Raw genomic sequence first — 19,964 nt, forward strand, 5'->3', positions numbered from 1 at the left:
TTGCCCGCCCCGCGCAGCGGGTAGACATCGGCGTGACCCACGTATCGACCCTGACCGAACCCGTCCTGCCCGCGGCGCACGGGCCGTTGTCGACGGCCGTACGCTGCGCGCTGGCCGGTCCACCGTCGGTCGACCAGCTGACCCGCATCGGCGCCTCGGTGCGCGATTCCGATCCCTACGGCCTCGATCTGCAACTGGCGCTGTCGATGTGCTACGAGCTGCACTACCGCGGCCTTGCCGGCGTGGACCCCGCCTGGGAATGGAATCCCGCGCTGCTGGGCCTGCGCGCCGAGCTGGAACGGGTGTTTTTGGCCGGTGTGCGCCGCGACGTCGGGCACATCGATCCCGATCGGACGGCGGCGGCCGAGATGGAAGCGCTGACGATCGAACCCGTCGACGGCACCGGCCCGTCGTACCACCTGCGCGACACGGGAACGTGGCAGCAGATGTGCGAATACTTCGTCCATCGCTCCCTGTACCACCTCAAAGAGGGCGATCCGCACGCCTTTGCCATCCCCCGCCTGACGGGCGTGGCCAAAGCGGCATTCGTGGCAATCGAATTCGACGAATACGGCGCCGGACGGGGCCCGCGGCTGCACCAGCGGCTGTTCGCCGACCTGCTGGCGGCGGCCGGCCTGGACGCGACGTACTGGGGTTACGTCGACGCGGTGCCCGCCGAGTCCCTGGCGGTGGTCAACCTGATGTCGCTGTTCGGCCTGCACCGCGCGTTGCGCGGCGCGGCGATCGGGCACTTCGCGTCGACGGAGATCACCTCACCGCCGGGATCTCAGCGCATGGTGCAGGCGTTGCGGCGCCTGCAGGCGCCGGCGGCCTGCGTCGAGTTCTACAGCGAGCACGTCGAGGCCGACGCCGTGCACGAACACGTCGTGCGCAACGATGTGGTGGGCGATCTCATCGCCCAGGACCCGCGGCTCGAGCACGATGTCATCTTCGGCATCCGGGCCCACGCCGCGGTCGAAGACCGCTTGGCGGAACGGATTATGACGTCGTGGGGGCGGAATCAGACGTCGCTGCGGAAGCCGCTGGAGCAGACGAGCGCGCCGACGTCTTGAGGCGCCGGCAGCGGCGATGGCTGGTGTCGCACAGCGGGTAGCGGCCGCTGCGACGGCAGGTGCAGATGGCCACCATGAAGCGGTCCGACTCAACGACCTCGCCGTCGGGCATCTCGATGCGCACCGGGCCCGACACCAGCACGGGCCCGTTGGGCACCACCTGCACCCGGGTGGTGGTCATCGCTTCTCCGCGCGGATCACGATCAGCTCCTCCTCGCGCCGCCCGCGCGGGATCAGGCCGACCTCCTCCAGCCACTTGGCCCGGGAAGACATCACCGGGCCGAACGGAATCCATTTGGAGGCAATAACTTTCGCATCCATGCCAGCCCACTTCAGCGAATCCAGCGACTGCTGAACGCCGGCGAGCGCGGAATGCACCAGCAGCAGGGAACCGCCGTCGCGCAGCAGCTTCGGCGCCGATTCGCACAGCGGGTCGAGGATCATCCGGCCGTCCACGCCGGCGTTCCACGCCCAGGACGGCCCCGCGGTCGGGCAGATCTCCTCCAGCTCCGCGCCGGGCGGCGTGGGCACGTAGGGCGGGTTCGACACGACCACGTCGAACGGCGCGCATTCCACCGCCGCAACCCACGACCCCTCGCGCACGTCGACCTCGACACCGGCGACCGCCGCGTTTTCCCGGGCACACCGCACGGCCTGCGGGCAGATGTCGAACGCCGTCGCGCCGGCGCATCCCATCGCGGCCGCCGCAATGGCCACGAAGCCACTGCCGGTGCACAGATCGAGGACCCGCCGCCCCGGGATCAGGCCGCTGTCATGCATCACGTCCACCAGCAATCGAGAGTCCTCTTGCGGCTGATACACGTTCGGAACGGTCGAGACAGCGGGCTCGGGATACGTGATTGTCACTGTTGGCCTTTCGAGAACCCTACAAGGATTGCCGCTCAGCACGGCATGGCGGGATAATGCCCGCAAACCGGCGCATTCAAACGGACCAGCCGGAAAGTCTTGGCGGCTAACCCGCCGTCGCGTGGGCGAACTGCTTGAGGATGGCCGTGCAGAACGCCGGAAGGTCCGACGGTGAGCGGCTCGAGATCAAATTTCCGTCGACGACGACCTCCTCGTCGACGACGTGTGCGCCCGCGTTGCGCAAATCGGTGCGAATGCTGGGATACGACGTCAGCGTGCGACCCACTGCCACACCGGCTTCCGCCAGCGTCCAGGGGCCGTGACAAATCGCCGCCACGGGCTTGCCCGACCCGACGAAATCGCGGACGAAGGATACCGCTGCGCGGTCCATCCGCAGCTTGTCCGGGTTCACCGTGCCGCCCGGCAGCACCAGGCCGTCGTAGTCGTCGACCGACGCCTCGGATACCTTCCGGTCCACGGGGAAGGTGCCCGCCGGTTCGAGATCGTGGTCGCGCGCCTGGATTTCGCCGTCCTTCAGCGACAGCAGCTGCACCCGCGCGCCGGCATCCTGCAGCGCCGCGCGCGGCTGTTCGAGCTCCACCTTTTCCACGCCGTCGGCCGCCAGGAACGCTATCGTCTTGCCCTGCAATTCATTTGACATCGTCGCTTCCCTTTCTGCGATCGTTCATCGGATCAAACAGCTCGTAATTGCGGAGCGCGGCGCCGAGCGCCGCTGGTTCGCAACGCCGTGTAGAGGTCAAGTCCGGCGATGCCGGAGAGCAGCGTGGCCGAAATGGCACCCTGGCGCCGTCGCCCGGGGCCGCGGGCGACCACCCCGGCGACCAGCAGCGCCATGTCCAGGACGTCACCGGCCACGCGGGTCCACACCAGCTTGGCGGGGCCGCCGAGCAGGGCGACGCCGTGGCCGCATTCGCGCACCCCCAGCGCGCGGATCACCCGCCGCGACCGGCCGGTGTCGTCCACGCCCGCGATGGCGGCGACCTTCCCGGGGGCCACCAGTTCGCTCACACCCAGGCCGAAGCTGGCACCACTGAGCGCCTTGACGAGTGTGGTTGTGGTGTCGCCGGTTTGATCGCTCATAAGTTCACTCCCCCTGCTTGGCCGGACTGCGGACGCCTGTAAGCCGGCTGTGCGGCAGCGGAGATGCGGGGCCAACGCACGCCGGAACATCCGTACACGTCCCAGCTCTACCGACGTCCGACGCGCGTTGGCCGGCTGCGCACGACTGCGAGGCGGATACCCGGGCGGGCAGCGGTCAAACCTGCGATCAGTTTGCTGCGTCGCGCAACGCCGCGAGCAAAGGCTCCGCGGCTTCTTGGAGGAACCGTTCCTGGGTTTCGCCGCCGATCTGCACGAGGGCGATGTCGGTGAACCCGGCCTCCCAGTAGGGCCGCACGCCCTCCACGATCGCGTCGAGGTCAGGCCCGCAGGGGATGGTCTCCGCGACGTCTTCGGGCCGCACGTACTGGGTCGCGCCGGCGAAGCCGGCCGGCGTCGGCAGGTCGGCGTTGACCTTCCAGCCTCCGGCAAACCAGCGGAACTGGTCGTGCGCGCGTTTGACGGCGGTGTCACGGTCGGGATCCCAGGACACCGGTATCTGGCCGATCACGCGCCCGCCGCCGGCGAGATTGGCGGCCTGCCGGGCGCCGTGCCACGCGTCGACGAGCTCGTTCTGCGGTTCGGTGGCGATCAGGTGGTCGGCCAGCTTGGCGAACTTGTCGACGGCCCTGGTTCCGCCGATCGCCACCCCGATGCCGACCGGAACGTCCGGCACGTCCCACAGCCGCGCCGAATCGACCTGGAAATAGTCGCCGGTGAAGTCCACCAGTTGCCCGCCGAACAGCTCACGGATGATTTTGATGGCCTCACGCAGCATGTCCTGCCGGCGCGCGACGGTCGGCCAGCCTTTGCCGACGACGTGTTCGTTCAGGTTTTCGCCGCTGCCGAGGCCCAGGGTGAACCGGCCGTCGGACAGGATCTGCACGGTGGCCGCCTGCTGGGCGACGATCGCGGGGTGATACCGCATCGTCGGGCACGTCACATAGGTGTAGAGGTCGACCCGCTCGGTGGCCTGCGCCACCGCGCCCAACACCGCCCAGGCGTTCGGCGCGTGTCCCTGCGAGGTGAGCCAGGGCGAGAAGTGGTCGCTGCACACATGGAAGTCGAAGCCGCGCTCTTCAGCCGAAACCGCATAGCGGACAAGGTCTTTGGGTCCACTCTGCTCGGTCATCAAAGTGTAGCCAAAATTCGTCATGCGTGACGGAGTACCCGGCTGCTCCGGGCGCAAACGACCCCGGCGTTCAGTCCGCGGTGGTGATCGAGTCCCCGGTGATGCCGGCCGCGCGGCGGGCGGCGAGCCTGCGCTTCTGCGGCTCGATCGTGTAGCGCGGGTCGCCGGTCGATTCCTTGCCCGCCTCGAAGAAACCGAACCGCAGCATCGCCGACGCCGTCAGCAGGCTCAGGCCGGACAGCGCGGCGACGGCGCGGTGTCGTCCGCCCAGCAGCGCGCCCAAACCCCCTGCGGCGGCTAGCCATTCGCTGGCCGACAGCAGCCGGCCCGGTGTTCCGTGGTGCAGCGGTTCCCGGGTCACCGGGTCCATCCGGTACTCGGTGAACCTGGCGGAGATCAGGTCGCCGACCGCGCCGATGACGGCCAGCTTGCGGGCGGGCCCCGCCTCGGCGACCGGCGTGGTGATCATCGCCAGCCCCGAGGCGGCCAGGCTCGCCGAGCTGACGAACACGAACGGCAGGTCCCGGTACGCGGCATTCCACGTCGGGGTGGCGGTGTCGGTGAGCAGCACCGCGGTGTAGACGGCCAGCGGTGCCGCGAAGACGGCGGCCTCCAGTCCGGCGGGCCCCTCCACTGCGCGCAGGACGGGCCGCAACGGGCCCAACGGGATTCGCTCGCCGGTCATCCGGTCCACCTCCGAGGCCGCGGCGACGCCGATGCCGGCGGAGAAGAAGCTGAGAATCCACGAGCCGATGCTCATCGGCGACGTCAGCTTGACCGTCCGCAGCATGTTGACGAAACGCTCGGGCCGGCCCAGGTCCTTCACCAGGGCGAAGGCCCCGAGCGCCACCGCGATCAGGGCGGACAGCCTGGTGTTGCGGCGCAACGTGTTTCGCCCGGTGAGCTGGGCTCCCGCCGCCAGCAGGCCGGACCCGCCGGCGACGCCGCCGAGGAAGAGGTACGCCGCCACCTCGTGCCCCCACGGCGCCGGCTTGACCACCGGACGTCCGTAATACGAGGTGAATTCGGCGTCGGGGACCATCGGCATCTCGCGTGACCCGTCACCGCCGCCGCGGCGGCCCGCGCGCCTGCCTTTGCGGCGCCGGCCACCGGTGGGTTCCGGCGGGCGGAAGCTGTCGAATTCCGAGGTGCTCACCGGCTGCTCCAGAAGGCCCACGCCGCCGCGCCGACCATGCCGGCAGCGGCCATGCTCGCCCGCTTGAACATCGTCTTCAGGTCGGCCGTGCACACCCGCGGATCGGGCGGCAGTCCGTACACCTCCGGCTCGTCGAGCAGCAGGAACACCGACCCGGTCCCGCCAACGCCGTCGTTCTCGTTGGCGCCGTAAAGCCTTGCCTCGGTGCGGCCTTCGGCGTGCAGCTGCGCGACGCGCTCGCGCGCCTGGGTCACCAGCTCGTCGTGATCGCCGAACTTGATCGATGTGGTCGGGCAGGTCTGGGCGCACGCCGGCACCTGGTCCTCGACCAGGCGGTCGTAGCACAGCGTGCACTTCTGGGCGACGCCGGTGACGAAATCCTCCTGGGGACGGCCGGGTCGTTCCACCGGCGTTGCGTATGTGCCGTCGCTGCGGCGTTCGACCACGCCGAACGGGCATCCCGCCACGCAGGTTCCGCAGCCGTTGCACACGTCGTGCTGCACCACCACGGTGCCGAATTCGGTGCGGAACAACGCGCCCGTCGGGCACACGTCCAGGCAGCCGGCGTGCGTGCAGTGCTTGCACACGTCCGACGACATCAGCCAGCGGAACTCCGGGGTGTGCAGCGGCTGCGAAACAGGCTCTGGCGTATCGGTTTTCGTGGCACCGGGGATGCCGGGCATGCCCAGATTGATCAGCGCGCGACCGGATTCGCGGGCCTCTTCGATGCGGTCACGGCCCTGCTCGATGAAGGCGACGTGGCGCCAGGTGCTGGCGCCCAGCGCCCCGGTGTTGTCGTAGGAGGACCCCAGCAGCTCGAGGTCGCCGTCGCGCGGGTTGCGGTTCCACTCCTTGCACGCGACCTCGCAGGCCTTGCAGCCGATGCAGATCGAGGTGTCGGTGAAGAACCCCTTGCGCGGCTTGCGATCCGACCAACCGGCATCGGTGGCCGGGTCAGTCGGTCCGATCAGCTGACCCATCGGCCCTCCTCGTGTCCGGCGGCCCGATGACGTCCCAGACCGCATCGTCGACCCGTACATTGTCCGTCTCGGTGGTGGCGCCCGACCGGGACTGGTATTCGGCGATCAGGCGCAGCAGCTCCTCGCCCCGCGGACGGCGGCCCGGGCGGATGTCGCACGAGCCGGCCTTGGACTCCTGGATCTGCACATTGGGATCGAGCGTCACGCCCAGCAGGTCGTTGGCCGCGTCGCCGCTGACCACCGCGTCGCCGCCCACGCCCCAGTGGTACGGCAGCCCGATCTGATGCACGGTGTGCCCGTTGATGATCAGCGGCTTGACGCGTTTGGTGACCAGCACCCGGGCCTCGATCGCGGCGCGCGGCGAGATGAGGGTGGCCCACCCATAGGGCTCGAGCCCGCGTTCGGCGGCCAGTTCCGGGGACACCTCGCAGAACATCTCCGGCTGCAGCTCCGACAGGTAGGGCAGCCAGCGACTCATGCCACCCGCGGTGTGGTGCTCGGTGAGCCGGTAGGTCGTGAAGACGTAGGGGTAGACCTCGGCCCCGGGATCACCGGCGCTCGGTGCGCTCAGATTGTCCTTGCGCGGGAACGTGATTCGCGCCGGATTGCGCTGCTGCGGGTAGAGCGCGTTGCTGACCGGTGACTCCTGCGGCTCGTAATGCGTGGGCAGCGGCCCGTCGATCACGCCCTTGGGCGCGAACAGCCAGCCCTTGCCGTCGGCCTGCATGATGAACGGGTCGTCGCCGGCCAGCGCGTCGGGACCACCCAGGTCGGGGTCCGGGCGGCTACCGGGCGCCCGGTCGGCGACGAAGTCAGGCACGTCGTAGCCGACCCAGCGCTGTTCGTCCGAGTCCCACCAGACGTATTTCTTGCGTTCGCTCCACGGCTTGCCGTCGGGGTCGGCCGACGCGCGGTTGTAGAGCACCCGCCGGTCGGCCGGCCACGCCCAGCCCCACTCGGATTGGCTCGGTGAGTCACCGCCGTGCGGCACCCGGCGGGCGGCCTGGTTGGTGGCGTTCGCGTACACCCCGGTGTAGATCCAGCAGCCGGCGGCCGTCGACCCGTCGGCGCGCAGTTCGGTGTAGGAGGTCAACGGGTCCCCGGTGGCGCCACCGCCGACCCGATACCCGTTGACCTCGGCCAGCACCGCTTCCCCGTCGGGTTCGCCGTGCTCGTCGGTCGGGTAGTCCCACGTCAGGTCCAGCAGCGGCCGGTCCCGCTCGTCGGTCGAGCCGGCCAGCCGTTGCCGGATCCGCTTGCCGAGCTCGTAGAAGAACTGCAGCTCGCTCTGGCACTGGCCGGGCGGCTCGACGGCCTTGTGCCGCCACTGCACCAACCGCTGGGTCTGGGTGAACGAACCGGCCTTCTCGACGTGCGTTGCGGCGGGCAGGAAGAACACCTCGGTCTCGATGTCGGAGGTCGTGAGTTCGCCCGACGCGATCTCCGGACCGTCCTTCCACCAGGTGGCCGACTCGATGAGGTTGAGGTCGCGGACCACCAGCCACTTGAGATGCGACATGCCCAGCCGCTGCATGCGGCCGTGGGCCGAACCCACCGCGGGGTTCTGCCCGAGCAGGAAGTAGCCCTCGACCTCGTCATCCAGCATTCCCATCACGGTCTGATAGGTGCCGTGCGGACCGGTCAGCCGCGGCAGGTAGTCGTAGGCCCAGTCGTTGTCCGCGGTGGCCGCATCGCCCCACCACGCCTTGAGCAGGCTGACGGCGTAGGCATCCGCGTTGGCCCAGAAGCCCTTCTGCTTCTTGGAGCCCACCGCCTCGAGGTAATCGGCCAGGGTGTCGTGCATGCCCGCCTTGGGCATCGGCAGGTACCCGGGCAGCAGGTTGAACAGCGTGGGGATGTCGGTGGAACCCTGAATGGTGGCGTGGCCGCGCAGCGCCATGATCCCGCTGCCGGGCCTGCCCACGTTGCCCGTCAGCAGCTGCAGAATCGTTGCGGTGCGGATGAATTGGGCACCCAGGGTGTGCTGGGTCCAGCCGACGGCGTAGGCGAAGCAGGTGGTGCGCTCGCGTCCCGAGTTCTCCACGATGGATTGGGCCAGATAGTCGAAGTCCTCGCGGCTGATGCCGCAGACGTCCTTGACCATCTCGGGGGTGTAGCGGGCGTAGTGGCGCTTGAGGATCTGGAACACCGTCCGGGGGTGCTGCAGGGTTTCGTCGCGCTTCACCTTGGCGTGCGCCAGCGGCGGGCCGCCGCTGCCGTGCTCGTGTCCCGCTCCGCTTTCCGAGGCGGTGGCGCCGTGCGTGTGGCCCCGCCCGGGGACTCGATCTGTCCGTTGCCTTCCTCGTCGTAGGCCCAGCTCGACGTGTCGTACTGCCCGGTTTCCGGGTCGAACCCGGAGAACAGGCCGCCGAGATCCTCGGTATCCCTGAACTTCTCGTTGATCAGCGTGGCGGCATTGGTGTACGCGACCACGTACTCCTTGAACCACAACTCATTGGACAGGATGTGGTTGATCAACGCGCCGAGCAGCACCACGTCCGAGCCGGCGCGGATCGGGATGTGCCGATCGGCGACCGCCGAGGTGCGGGTGAAGCGCGGGTCGACGTGGATCACCCGCGCGCCGCGGGCCCTGGCCTCTTCGACCCACTGGAATCCGACCGGGTGGCACTCGGCCATGTTGGAGCCCTGGATGACGATGCAGTCCGCATTGGCCATGTCTTGCAGTGATTGGGTGGCGCCGCCGCGCCCGAAGGAGGCTCCCAGACCGGGAACCGTTGCGCTGTGTCAAATACGGGCTTGGTTCTCGATCTGGATCGCGCCCGCGGCGGTGAAGAGCTTCTTGATGAGGTAGTTCTCTTCGTTGTCCAGGGTCGCGCCGCCGAGCGCCGCGATGCCCATGGTGCGGCGCAGCAGGTTGCCCTTCTTGTCGATGTCCTGCCAACTGTTGCGACGCGACTCCACGAAGCGGTCGGCGATCATGTCGATGGCGGTGTCGAGCTCCAGCGGTTGCCATTCGGTCGCCCGGGGCGGCCGGTAGAGCACCTGCAGCTGCCGCCCGGGCGAGTTCACCAGCTGCTCGCTCGCAGAACCCTTGGGGCACAACCGACCTCGTGAGATCGGCGAATCGGGATCGCCCTCGATCTGGACGACCCGCTCATCCTTGACGTACACCCGCTGCCCGCAGCCCACCGCGCAGTACGGGCACACGCTCTGCACGACGCGGTCGGCGGTGGTGGTGCGCGGCGTGAGCGCGCGGGTGTGTTTGGACGTCACCGCCGAGCCGCGGCCGAGCTTGTCGGTCGACCGCAACTGGCGCAGCACGGGCCATTCCAGAAACACTTTGCGCAGGGCCATGTCCTCACCCTAATGGCGATCGCAAGCGCGGCGAAGCCGGGCGCGGCGGGTCGCCATGCAACCTCATGGCGATCGCAAGCGCGGCGAAGCCGGGCGCGGCGGGTCGCCATGCAACCTCATGGCGATCGCAAGCGCGGCGAAGCCGGGCGCGGCGGGTCGCCATGCAACCTCATGGCGATCGCAAGCGCGGCGAAGCCGGGCGCGGCGGGTCGCCATGCAACCTCATGGCGATCGGTGGGCTGCGCGCACCACGATGGTGTGCTCACCGCGTGGCACCAGCTCACCGATGACCGGTGCCTCCGGGATCTCCCCGGCGATCAGCAGCCCACCGGAGGTCTGCGCGTCGGCGAGCAGCAGGGCGTCGTCGGAGCCCACGGCCGACAGGTCGACGTGCGGCGCCACCCAGTCGAGGTTGCGCCGGGTGCCCCCGCTGACGTAGCCGGCGGCCAGCGCTTCGCGCGCGCCGTCCAGGTAGGGCACCGCCGCCGAGTCGATCACCGCGGTGACGCCGCTGGCCCGCGCCAGCTTGTGCAGGTGTCCGAGCAGCCCGAAACCGGTGACATCCGTGGCACATTCGATGCCGGCCGCCAGCGCCGCGGCGGCCGCCTCGGCGTTGAGCGTGGTCATCACGGCGATCGCCTCCTCGAAGCGCTCCCCGGTGGCCTTGTGACGGTTGTTCAGGACGCCGACACCGAGCGGCTTGGTCAGCGACAGCGGCGTTCCCGGTTTTCCGGAATCGTTGCGCAGCAGGCGGTTTGGGTCGGCTATCCCGGTGACCGCCAGCCCGTACTTGGGCTCGGGGTCGTCGACGCTGTGTCCGCCGGCCAGGTGGCAGCCGGCCAGGCCGCACACGTCGAGCCCGCCGCGCAGCGTCTCGGCGGCCAGCTCGAACGGCAGCACCTCGCGCGGCCAGCCCAGCAGGTTCACCGCGACCACCGGGCGCCCGCCCATCGCGTAGACGTCGGACAGCGCGTTGGTGGCCGCGATGCGGCCCCAGTCGTAGGCGTCGTCCACCACCGGGGTGAAGAAGTCCGTCGTCGCGATCAGCGCCGTCCCGTCCTGGATGCGGACCACCGCCGCGTCGTCGCCGTTGTCGAGCCCGACCAGTAACTCCCCGACCGCGTCGCGCGGGGGGTTCGATCCCAGCCCGCGGACCACCTCCTCGAGCTCACCGGGCGGGATCTTGCAGGCGCAGCCGCCGCCATGGGCGTATTGAGTCAGTCGGTACGTCACGGCGTCCATGGTGCCCGCGGCGCGGAGGCTGCGACAATTGGCGCCATGGCTCAAGGAGGCGTGTCCGGTCTGGTGACCGGCGCGGTCTTCAAAACCGTCGAACGGCAGTCGCTGCCGTTGGCGGGTTCAATTCCCGTCCGCCTCCGCCATGTTCTTCCGGGCCCGACATGAGCGACCCGCGCCGCCGGGTGCCCGGCACCGACACGCTGCTCGCCGACCCGCGGCTGGTCGCGGCGCAGCGGGTGCTCGGCCGCGAGCTGGTCAAGTCGGTGATCACCGCGGCACAACGGCGGGCGCGGGCCGGAGAGATCACACCCGAGCAGGTCGCCGAGCACGCGGTCGCCGCCCTGCCCGCCACCGCGTCGAGCCTGCGGCCGGTCATCAACGCCACCGGCGTAGTGGTGCACACCAATCTCGGCCGCGCCCCGTTGTCGCGGGCCGCGCTGGACGCGGTGGTGGCCGCCGGCGGGGCCACCGACGTGGAGTTCGACCTGGCGACGGGCCGGCGCGCGCGGCGCGGCCGGGGTGCGCTGGCCGCGCTGGCGGGTGCGGTCCCCACCGCCGGCGGCGTGCACGTCGTCAACAACAACGCGGCCGCGCTGCTGTTGACCGCCATGACCCTGGCGCCCGGCAAGGAAATCGTGCTCAGCCGCGGCGAACTCGTCGAAATCGGTGACGGCTTCCGCATTCCCGAGCTACTGGAATCCACCGGATCGCGACTGCGCGAAGTCGGCACCACCAACCGCACCAGCCTGCGCGACTACGCCGAGGCGCTCGGCCCGCAGACCGGATTCGTGCTGAAGGTGCATCCGTCCAACTTCCACGTCACCGGGTTCACCTCGGCCGTGGACGTCGCGACGTTGGCGCCGGAACTGCGCGGGCTCGGCGTACCGCTGGTGGTCGACATCGGCTCCGGCCTGCTGTCGCCACACCCGGTGCTGCCCGACGAGCCGGACGCGGCGTCGACGCTGGCCGACGGCGCGGACCTGGTGACCGCGAGCGGGGACAAACTGCTGGGCGGGCCGCAGGCGGGGTTGCTGTTCGGCCGCGCCGAGCTGATCGAGCGGATCCGCCGCCATCCCGCGGCGCGCGCCCTGCGGGTCGACAAGCTGACGCTGGCCGCGCTCGAGGCGACGCTGCTGGGGCCGCCCCGCCCGTGGCGCAGGCGCTGGCCGCCGACGTGGAGCGGCTGCGCGCGCGGGCCGCGTCGCTGGCCGCCGACCTGCCCGGCGCCACCGCGGTGGACTGCGTCGCGGCCGTCGGCGGCGGTGGGGCGCCCGGGGTCGAACTGCCCAGCGCCGCGGTGAGCCTGCCCGAGTCCTACGCCGCCGCGCTGCGCCTGGCCAGCCCACCCGTCGTGGGCCGGCTGGAGGGCGGCCGGTGCCTGCTCGACCTGTGCACGGTGGCACCCGAGGACGACGCGCTGCTGGCAGCCGCGGTACGGGCGTGTTCGTCCTAGCCACCGCCGGACACGTCGATCACGGCAAATCGACCCTGCTGCAACGGATCACCGGGATGTGGCCGGATCGGCTGGCCGAGGAGCGGCGCCGCGGCCTGACCATCGATCTGGGCTTCGTGTGGACGGAGCTCGGCGGCCGGCAGATCGCGTTCGTCGACGTGCCCGGCCACGAACGGTTCGTGGCCAACATGCTGGCCGGCGTGGGGCCGGTACCCCTGAATGGCGGAGTGGTGTTCGTCGTCGCCGCCACCGAGGGCTGGATGCCGCAATCGGAGGAGCATCTGGCCGCCCTGGAGGCGCTGGGGATCCGGCACGGGCTGCTGGTGATCAGCAAGGCAGATCTCGCCGACCCGCGCCCGGCGGCGCGGCAGGCGGTCGAAAGGCTGTCCGCCACATCGCTTTCCGGAATCCCGGTGGCCGTTTCCACCGACCTCGACCGGGTGCGGGCGGAACTGGCGGCGCTGACCGACCGGTTGCCGGCGCCCGATCCCGGCGCCGATGTGCGGCTGTGGGTCGACCGCAGCTTCACCGTGCGGGGAGCGGGCACCGTCGTCACCGGCACGCTGGGCGCCGGCACGGTGCGGGTGGGCGATGAACTCGAGCACGCCGGGCGGCGGGTCACCGTCCGCGGGCTGCAGTCGTTGGGCCACCCGGCGGAGGCAGTGGGCCCGGTTTCCAGGGTGGCGCTGAATCTACGGGGCGTTGACCGGCACGAGATCGGCCGCGGGGATACCGTGCGCACGCCGGGCGCGTGGCTGGACACCACGGAGATCGACGTCGCGCTGAGAGCCGCCGACAGCTTGCACCGCCAGCTCGTGCTGCACATCGGGTCGGCGGCGGTGCCGGTGCAGGTGCGCCGGCTGGGGACGGCGGCGGCGCGGCTGCGGCTGGCCAGGCCGCTGCCGCTGCGGGTTTCGGACATCGGGCTGCTCCGCGACCCCGGACAGCACCGCATCGCGGCGCGAGTCGAGGTGCTCGACGTACGCCCGCCCGCGCTGCGGCGGCGCGGCGCTGCGCGGGCGCGCGCCGACGAGCTGGCCACCGGCGAGGTCGCCGCACCCGCCGTCGCGCGCGCGGCGGAGTTGCGTGCCATGGGCCTGCCGCCGCGCGGGCAGCGGGTGGGCGACTGGGTGGTGGATCCGCGGTGGTGGGCGGCGCGGCGCGAGGAGGCGGCCGCGGCGGTGCGGCGCTGGGCGGACGATCACGACGTCGCGGCGGGCATGCCGCTCGAGACGTTGCGGCAGCAGGTCGGGCTGCCCGCCGCCGACCTGCTGCCGCAGTTGCTGGACGGCACGGGTCTGGAGGTTGCCGGCGGGTTGGTCCGCCCGCCCGGGTCGGGCCTGCCGGCCCGCGTCGACAAGGCTGTGTCCGCGGTCGAGGAGTGGCTGGCCGCCGAGCCGTTCCGGGCGCCCGAGGCCGACGAGCTGGCCGAGCTGAAGCTGGGCCCGCGCGAGCTGGCCGCGGCCGTGCGGGCCGGGCGGCTGACCCGGATCGCCGACGGGGTGGTGCTGGGACCCGATGCCCTGGACCGCGCCGCCGGCGTGCTGGCGGCGCTGCCGCAACCGTTCACCGTCAGCGAGGCGCGCCGCGCGCTGGGCACCACCCGGCGGGTGGCCGTGCCGCTGCTGGAACAGCTCGACGCCCGGCGCGTGACGCGCCGCGGCGACGACGGAACCCGGGTGGTTACAGCCGCTCTTTGACGGCGGCCGAGAGGCGGGCGCCGTCGGCCTTGCCGGCGGCGATCGCGGTGGCGGCCTTCATCACCATGCCCATCTGTTTCATCCCCGGCCGCTCGCCGATTTCCTCGGCTACCTGCGCGATCGCGGTGTCGGCGACGTCGGCCACCTCGGCCTCGGTGAGCGGGGTGGGCAGGTACTCGTCGATGATCCGCCCCTCGGCGTGTTCGTTGGCGGCGAGCTCTCCGCGCCCGTTCTGGGTGTAGATCTCCGCGGATTCGCTCCGCTTGCGGGATTCCTTCGCGAGCACCTTGAGGACCTCCTCGTCGGTGAGGTCCCTGGCCTCCTTACCGGAGACTTCCTCGGTTTGGATCGCAGCCAACAGCATGCGCAGGGTGGCCGTTCGCAACTTGTCCTGGGCCTTCATCGCCGCGGTGAGGTCGGTCCGGATCCGGGATTTGAGTTCCGCCATCTCTGAGACGCTACGCGCCGGGCGGGGGGTCAACGTTGTGAAATGCCCCGGCCGCCGACAGGATGGAGCCCATGACGAACGACGCGCCCGGCTGTAAAGGCCGCGGGGTTCGGTGAGCGCGCCGCCGCCTGGTTATCCGGCTGGTCCGCCACCGGCATCCGGCCCACAACCTCAATACGGTCCGCCTGCGGGCTACGGCCCACCACCCGGCTACGGCCCACCTGCGGGCTACGGCCCCCGCCGGGGTACCTGCCCCCGCCCGGCTACGGGCCACCACCGGGCTACGGACCCCCACCCGGCTACGGGCCCCCACCCGGCTACGGGCCTGCGCCCGGCTACGGGCCTGCGCCCGGCTATGGATCGCCGCAACCCTTCGGCACACCGCCGGGCTACGGGGCCGCCAAGCCCGGGATCATCCCGCTGCGGCCGCTGACGCTCGGCGACATCTTCAACGGCGCGGTCGGCTACGTCCGGGCCAATCCGAAGGCGACGCTGGGCCTGACCGCCATCGTCGTGGTGATCATGCAGATCGTCACCAAGGTCGCCTTCTTCGGGCCGCTCGCCGCGGCCGACAGGCTGGCCAGCGACCAGCCCGGTCAGCTGAGCTCAGGCGTGCTGGGGCCTGGTCGGTATCGGTGGGCGGCGGCATCCTGGTCGGCTGGCTGGGCGGCATGCTGCTGTCCGGGATGCTCACCGTCATCGTCGGTCGGGCGGTGTTCGGGTCATCCATCACCATCGGCGAAACCTGGAGCAAGATCCGCGGTCGACTGCTGGCCCTGCTCGGCCTGGCCCTGCTGGAAGCCGTGGTGGTCGCGGCCCTCGCCGGGCTGGTCGCGGTGATCATCGGCGTGCTGGCGGCGATCGGCAGCGCCGTGGCGGCCGTCGTGTTGGGCATCCCGCTGGTGCTGGTCGTCCTCGCGCTGCTGGTATTCCTGTACACGGTGGTGTTGTTCGCCCCGGTGCTGATCGTGCTGGAGCGGCTCCCCGTCATGGACGCCATCGCCCGCTCGTTCAAGCTGGTGCGCAACGGCTTCTGGCGGGTGCTGGGCATCCGGGTGCTCGCGTTCTTGGTGACGTCGGTTGTCGCCAACGCCGTCGCGGTGCCGTTCAGCATCGCCGGCCAGTTCTTCCAGATCACCTCGTCCGGCACCGCATTCCTGGTCAGCACGGCGGTCCTCTCGGTAGGGGCGGCGATTGGCGAGATCATCACCGCACCCTTCAACGCGGGGGTCATCGTGCTGCTCTACACCGACCGCCGGATGCGCGCCGAGGCATTTGATCTGGTGCTGCAGAGCGGCGCCGCCCAGGGGCCCTACGCGGCCGCGTCCACCGACAACCTCTGGCTGACGCGGCCCCTGTAAGGGCCGAGCGAGGACTAGCTCAAGCATGCCTTCCATCGACGTCGACCGCGATGCCGCACATCGCGCCGCGCAGGACGAGCTGAACAAACCGATCTATTCCAAGGGCTCCGCGCGGGAACATTTCGTCGACTGGCTCAACGACCTGATCTACCGGCTGCTGCAGAAAACCTCCGCCCTGCCGGGGGGATGGCTCACCGCCACGGTGCTGTTCATCCTGCTCGCCATCGCGGTGATCGCCGGCATCTACGTGCTGCGGCGCACCATGCGCACCCGCCGCGGCGGCGACTACGCGTTGTTCGAAGCCGCCCAACTGACCGCCGCCCAGCACCGCGCGACCGCGGAAAGCTTTGCGGCCGAGGGGGATTGGGCCGCCGCGATTCGTCACCGGCTGCGCGCAGTCGCCCGCCAGCTCGAAGAGACCGGCGTGCTGACAGCGGCCCCCGGCCGCACGGCCAACGAGCTGGCCCGCGACGCCGGTGCCGCATTGCCCCACCTGGCCGGCGAATTAACGCAAGCGGCAACGGCTTTCAACGATGTGACGTACGGCGAACAGCCCGGGACCCAGGACGCCTACCGGATGATCGCCGAGCTGGACGACCACCTGCGGTCCCGCTGGCAGGGCGGTCCGCTGGAGCCCGGCCGGGCCCATGCACCCGAGTCATGGGCGCAGGTGCGGTGATGGCGACGATCACCGGGGCCGCTCCCGAAACCGCCCCTCGGCGCAGGCGCTCCTGGCGCTGGGTGCTCGTCATCCTGCTGGCGCTCGCCGTCATCGGCGGCGTCGACGCGTACCTGAGCGCACCGCGCCCCGGCGCCCGGATGGACCCCGCGTCGACCGGCTCGGACGGCGCCCACGCGCTGGTGCAGTTGCTGCGTGACGCCGGAGTCGACGTCGTCGTGGCCAACAACATCGCCGACGTCGAACACGCGGCCCGCCCCGACGCGCTGATCCTGGTGGCCCAGAGCCAATACCTCACCGACACGCTGCTGGACCGGCTGGACAACGTGCATTCGGACCTGCTGCTGGTGGAGCCGACCACCCGGACCCGCGAGGCGCTGCTGCCGGGCGTGCGGGTCTCCGGCGCCAACGGCTTTGACCTCGACCCGAATTGCACTCTGCGCGAAGCTGTTCGCGCCGGGCCCGTCCGATTCGGGGCCAGCAACACCTACAAGTCCAAAGACGGCCGCGCGATGACCCGCTGCTACGACGGTGCGCTGATCCGCTTCCGCAACGACGGACGCACCGTCACCGCCGTCGGCAGCACCGACTTCATGACGAACGGCAGCCTGCTGCAGGCGGGCAACGCCGCGCTGGCGATGAATCTCGCGGGCGACCGGCCCCGGCTCATCTGGTACGCCCCGCACCACGTCGAAGGTGAATCCTCGCCCAAGGCAACGCTTTTCCAGCTGATTCCGCCCAACGTCGTCTGGATGGTCGGGCAACTGGCGCTGGTGGTGCTGCTGGTCGCCATGTGGAAGGGTCGTCGGCCCGGTCCGCTGGTGGCCGAGGAGCTGCCCGTGGTGGTGCGCGCCTCGGAGACCGTCGAAGGTCGCGGCCGGCTGTACCGGTCCCGACGGGCACGCGATCGCGCGGCCGCCGCTCTGCGCGCCGCCACGGTGGCGCGGCTACTGCCGCGGCTCGGCCTGGGTGCGGGCGCTGCGCCGGCCGCGGTGGTGACCACAGCGGCCCAGCGCACCGGATCGGATCCGGCTTTCGTCTCCTACCATCTGTTCGGTCCGCCCCCGGCGACCGACAACGACCTGTTACAACTTGCCCGTGCGCTCGACGAAATCGAAAGGCAGGTCGCACACCCGTGACACAACCCACTACCGCTTCGTCCCCCACCGCTGAATCGGCGCGCGAGGCGCTGCTGGCGCTGCGCGGCGAACTCGCCAAGGCCGTCGTCGGACAGGAGGGCGTGGTCAGCGGCCTGGTGATCGCGCTGCTGTGCCGCGGCCACGTGCTGCTGGAAGGCGTTCCAGGAGTGGCGAAGACGCTACTGGTCCGGGCGCTGTCCGCGGCGCTGCAGCTGGAGTTCAAGCGGGTGCAGTTCACCCCCGACCTGATGCCCGGCGACGTGACGGGCTCACTGGTCTACGACGCGCGCACCGCCGCGTTCGTGTTCCGGCCCGGGCCGGTGTTCACCAACCTGCTGCTGGCCGACGAGATCAACCGGACCCCGCCCAAGACCCAGGCCGCGCTGCTCGAGGCGATGGAAGAGCGTCAGGTCAGCGTCGACGGCGAACCGCAGCCGCTGCCCGACCCGTTCATCGTGGCGGCCACCCAGAACCCGGTCGAGTACGAGGGCACCTACCAGCTGCCCGAGGCCCAGCTGGACCGCTTCCTGCTCAAACTGAATGTGGCGCTGCCGCCGCGGGACGCCGAGATCGCCATCCTGCACCGGCACGCGCACGGATTCGACCCGCGCAATCTGTCGGCGATCAAGCCGGTGGCCGGACCCTCCGACCTGGCGGCCGGCCGCGAGGCCGTGCAGAACGTGCTGGTCGCCGACGAGGTGCTGGGCTACATCGTCGACATCGTCGGTGCCACCCGTTCCTCCCCCGCGCTGCAACTGGGGGTGTCACCGCGCGGGGCGACCGCCCTGCTGGCCACGGCGCGCTCCTGGTCGTGGCTGTCCGGCCGCAACTACGTCACCCCCGACGACGTGAAAGCCATGGCCCGCCCGACGCTGCGGCACCGGGTGATGCTGCGGCCCGAGGCCGAACTCGAGGGGGCCACGCCCGACGGCGTGCTCGACGGGATCCTGGCGTCGGTTCCGGTGCCCCGCTAGTGGTCCTGACCGGACGCGCCGGGCTGGTCGCATTGATCTGCGTCCTGCCCATCGCGCTATCTCCTTGGCCCGCAATCACTTTCGCGGCCCTGCTGATAGCGCTGGCAATCGCGGTCGTCCTCGACATCGTCCTGGCGGCCGGCACGACCGGACTGCGCTACGTGCGTTCCCCGGATCGCTCGGCGCGGCTGGGACAGCAGGTGGAGTGCGGCCTGTCGATCCACAACGACGGGCCGCGCCGCTTCCGCGGCCAGATCCGCGACGCCTGGCCGCCCAGCGCCCAGGCGCGACCGCGCGTCCACCCCATCGACATCCCCGCCGGCCAAGACCAGCACGTCGAGACGCAGCTTCAACCCGTTCGGCGCGGCGACCAGCGGGCGACGGTGGTGACCGCCCGATCGATCGGCCCGCTCGGGCTGGCGGGACGGCAGCGTTCGCGGCCGGTGCCCGGGCAGCTGCGGGTGCTGCCCCCGTTCCTGGCCCGCAAGCACCTGCCGTCGCGGCTCGCCAAGCTCCGTGAGATCGACGGGCTGCTGCCGACGCTGGTTCGCGGGCAGGGCACCGAATTCGACTCGCTGCGAGAGTATGTCGTCGGCGACGACGTGCGCTCCATCGACTGGCGCGCCACCGCGCGCCGCGCCGACGTGGTGGTGCGCACCTGGCGGCCCGAGCGCGACCGGCGGGTGGTGATCGTGCTCGACACCGGCCGTACGGCGGCCGGCCGGGTCGGCGTCGACCCAACCGCGTCCGATCCGGCGGGCTGGCCGCGGCTGGATTGGTCGATGGACGCCGCGTTGCTGTTGGCGGCCCTGGCGTCGCGGGCCGGCGACCATGTCGACTTCCTCGCCCACGACCGGGTGAGCCGGGCCGGCGTGTTCGGCGCCTCGCGCACCGAGCTGCTCGCCCAGCTGGTCGACGCGATGGCCCCCGTGCAACCGTCCCTTGTCGAATCGGATTGGCGGGCAATGGCTTCGGCCATCGCGCTGCGCGCCCGCCGACGGTCACTGGTGGTGCTGCTGACCGACCTCAACCCGGCCGCGCTGGACGAGGGCCTGCTGCCCGTATTGCCGCAGCTGTCGGCTAAGCATCACCTGCTGCTGGCGGCGGTCTCCGATCCGCGCGTCGACCAAATGGCCGCGGGCCGTTCGGATGCCGCGGCGGTGTACGACGCGGCGGCCGCCGAGCGATCCCGCAACGACCGCGGCGCGATCGCCGCCCGGCTGCGTCGCAGCGGGGTGGAGGTCGTCGACGCCCCGCCCACCGAACTCGCACCCGCGCTGGCCGACCACTACCTGGCGATGAAGGCAACCGGGCGGCTGTAGCCGCCGG

15 protein-coding genes, 1 tRNA gene and 3 pseudogenes are annotated in these 19,964 nt (G+C 70.9%); 9 read left to right on the plus strand and 10 right to left on the minus strand.

Annotated features, from left to right (window positions below):
• Positions 1-32: 32 nt before the first annotated feature.
• Positions 33-1,073 (plus strand): iron-containing redox enzyme family protein, encoded by a 1,041-nt coding sequence (locus B9D87_RS17150; RefSeq protein WP_007772190.1) that lies wholly within the window; start codon positions 33-35, stop codon positions 1,071-1,073.
• Here B9D87_RS17150 and B9D87_RS17155 read toward each other — a convergent pair.
• From B9D87_RS17155 to selD, 9 genes and pseudogenes are all read right to left on the minus strand, one after another.
• Entirely contained in the window at positions 1,000-1,254 is a 255-nt protein-coding gene (locus tag B9D87_RS17155; RefSeq protein WP_077093504.1) for a CDGSH iron-sulfur domain-containing protein, read from the minus strand. The two genes, B9D87_RS17150 and B9D87_RS17155, sit on opposite strands and share 74 nt — an antisense overlap.
• The gene (locus tag B9D87_RS17160; protein WP_040630624.1) at positions 1,251-1,940 is read right to left on the minus strand and encodes a HemK2/MTQ2 family protein methyltransferase; all 690 of its coding nucleotides are present in this window, start codon (positions 1,938-1,940) and stop codon (positions 1,251-1,253) included. The genes B9D87_RS17155 and B9D87_RS17160 overlap by 4 nt, the downstream gene beginning before the upstream one ends.
• Positions 1,941-2,046: 106 nt before the next feature.
• A complete protein-coding gene (locus B9D87_RS17165; RefSeq protein WP_007772186.1) occupies positions 2,047-2,601 on the minus strand; it encodes a type 1 glutamine amidotransferase domain-containing protein in 555 nt (184 codons plus the stop codon).
• 32 nt (positions 2,602-2,633) lie between these two features.
• Entirely contained in the window at positions 2,634-3,041 is a 408-nt protein-coding gene (locus B9D87_RS17170; RefSeq protein ID WP_007772184.1) for a hypothetical protein, read from the minus strand.
• A 187-nt stretch (positions 3,042-3,228) separates the two neighbouring features.
• Positions 3,229-4,215 (minus strand): LLM class F420-dependent oxidoreductase, encoded by a 987-nt coding sequence (locus B9D87_RS17175; protein WP_007772183.1) that lies wholly within the window; start codon positions 4,213-4,215, stop codon positions 3,229-3,231.
• Positions 4,216-4,261: 46 nt separating this feature from the next.
• Positions 4,262-5,347, minus strand: a complete 1,086-nt coding sequence (nrfD, locus tag B9D87_RS17180) for an NrfD/PsrC family molybdoenzyme membrane anchor subunit (RefSeq protein WP_040630740.1) — start codon at positions 5,345-5,347, stop codon at positions 4,262-4,264.
• Positions 5,344-6,327 (minus strand): 4Fe-4S dicluster domain-containing protein, encoded by a 984-nt coding sequence (locus B9D87_RS17185; RefSeq protein WP_040630738.1) that lies wholly within the window; start codon positions 6,325-6,327, stop codon positions 5,344-5,346. Before B9D87_RS17185 ends, nrfD begins: the two co-directional genes overlap by 4 nt.
• A pseudogene (gene fdh / locus B9D87_RS17190) lies at positions 6,302-9,642 on the minus strand (formate dehydrogenase). The gene B9D87_RS17185 and the pseudogene fdh overlap by 26 nt, the downstream one beginning before the upstream one ends.
• A gap of 222 nt (positions 9,643-9,864) precedes the next feature.
• Positions 9,865-10,884: a selenide, water dikinase SelD gene (gene selD, locus B9D87_RS17210; protein ID WP_080598569.1), complete on the minus strand. Its 1,020-nt coding sequence runs from the start codon at positions 10,882-10,884 to the stop codon at positions 9,865-9,867.
• A 45-nt stretch (positions 10,885-10,929) separates the two neighbouring features.
• On the opposite strand from selD, the gene B9D87_RS17215 reads away from it, so the two are divergent.
• The 3 genes and pseudogenes from B9D87_RS17215 (at position 10,930) to B9D87_RS17225 (ending at position 14,034) form a co-directional block, all read left to right on the plus strand.
• Positions 10,930-11,024: transfer RNA gene (locus tag B9D87_RS17215), tRNA-Sec, on the plus strand.
• 18 nt (positions 11,025-11,042) lie between these two features.
• Positions 11,043-12,334, plus strand: a pseudogene (gene selA, locus B9D87_RS17220) (L-seryl-tRNA(Sec) selenium transferase).
• On the plus strand, positions 12,322-14,034 hold the full coding sequence (locus B9D87_RS17225) for a selenocysteine-specific translation elongation factor (protein WP_007772174.1): 1,713 nt from the start codon (positions 12,322-12,324) through the stop codon (positions 14,032-14,034). The pseudogene selA and the gene B9D87_RS17225 overlap by 13 nt, the downstream one beginning before the upstream one ends.
• On the opposite strand, the gene B9D87_RS17230 is transcribed toward B9D87_RS17225, so the two are convergent.
• Positions 14,018-14,482, minus strand: a complete 465-nt coding sequence (locus tag B9D87_RS17230; protein ID WP_007772173.1) for a GatB/YqeY domain-containing protein — start codon at positions 14,480-14,482, stop codon at positions 14,018-14,020. The two genes, B9D87_RS17225 and B9D87_RS17230, sit on opposite strands and share 17 nt — an antisense overlap.
• Positions 14,483-14,594: 112 nt before the next feature.
• Between B9D87_RS17230 and B9D87_RS17235 the strand changes: the two are divergent.
• From B9D87_RS17235 to B9D87_RS17255, 5 genes and pseudogenes are all read left to right on the plus strand, one after another.
• Positions 14,595-15,843 (plus strand): annotated as a pseudogene (locus B9D87_RS17235) (DUF7847 domain-containing protein).
• Positions 15,844-15,868: 25 nt separating this feature from the next.
• Complete coding sequence (locus tag B9D87_RS17240) at positions 15,869-16,522, plus strand: DUF4129 domain-containing protein (RefSeq protein ID WP_007772167.1); 654 nt, start codon at positions 15,869-15,871, stop codon at positions 16,520-16,522.
• A complete protein-coding gene (locus tag B9D87_RS17245; RefSeq protein ID WP_040630734.1) occupies positions 16,522-17,661 on the plus strand; it encodes a DUF4350 domain-containing protein in 1,140 nt (379 codons plus the stop codon). The genes B9D87_RS17240 and B9D87_RS17245 overlap by 1 nt, the downstream gene beginning before the upstream one ends.
• Positions 17,658-18,635 carry an AAA family ATPase gene (locus B9D87_RS17250; RefSeq protein ID WP_007772164.1) on the plus strand — a complete coding sequence of 326 codons (978 nt, stop codon included), beginning with the start codon at positions 17,658-17,660 and terminating at the stop codon, positions 18,633-18,635. The genes B9D87_RS17245 and B9D87_RS17250 overlap by 4 nt, the downstream gene beginning before the upstream one ends.
• Complete coding sequence (locus tag B9D87_RS17255; RefSeq protein ID WP_007772163.1) at positions 18,635-19,957, plus strand: DUF58 domain-containing protein; 1,323 nt, start codon at positions 18,635-18,637, stop codon at positions 19,955-19,957. Before B9D87_RS17250 ends, B9D87_RS17255 begins: the two co-directional genes overlap by 1 nt.
• Positions 19,958-19,964 lie beyond the last annotated feature (7 nt).

Origin of the sequence: Mycobacterium colombiense CECT 3035, from assembly GCF_002105755.1 — a bacterium.
Classification (GTDB): domain Bacteria; phylum Actinomycetota; class Actinomycetes; order Mycobacteriales; family Mycobacteriaceae; genus Mycobacterium; species Mycobacterium colombiense.

Bases quoted from the DNA above. Each gene is read 5' to 3' on its own strand.
- B9D87_RS17155 (WP_077093504.1), bottom strand. From the start codon at position 1,254: ATGACCACCACCCGGGTGCAGGTGGTGCCCAACGGGCCCGTGCTGGTG.
- B9D87_RS17165 (WP_007772186.1), bottom strand. From the start codon at position 2,601: ATGTCAAATGAATTGCAGGGCAAGACGATAGCGTTCCTGGCGGCCGAC.
- B9D87_RS17170 (WP_007772184.1), bottom strand. From the start codon at position 3,041: ATGAGCGATCAAACCGGCGACACCACAACCACACTCGTCAAGGCGCTC.
- B9D87_RS17175 (WP_007772183.1), bottom strand. From the start codon at position 4,215: ATGACGAATTTTGGCTACACTTTGATGACCGAGCAGAGTGGACCCAAA.
- B9D87_RS17185 (WP_040630738.1), bottom strand. From the start codon at position 6,327: ATGGGTCAGCTGATCGGACCGACTGACCCGGCCACCGATGCCGGTTGG.
- selD (WP_080598569.1), bottom strand. From the start codon at position 10,884: ATGGACGCCGTGACGTACCGACTGACTCAATACGCCCATGGCGGCGGC.
- B9D87_RS17230 (WP_007772173.1), bottom strand. From the start codon at position 14,482: ATGGCGGAACTCAAATCCCGGATCCGGACCGACCTCACCGCGGCGATG.
- B9D87_RS17240 (WP_007772167.1), top strand. From the start codon at position 15,869: ATGCCTTCCATCGACGTCGACCGCGATGCCGCACATCGCGCCGCGCAG.
- B9D87_RS17245 (WP_040630734.1), top strand. From the start codon at position 16,522: ATGGCGACGATCACCGGGGCCGCTCCCGAAACCGCCCCTCGGCGCAGG.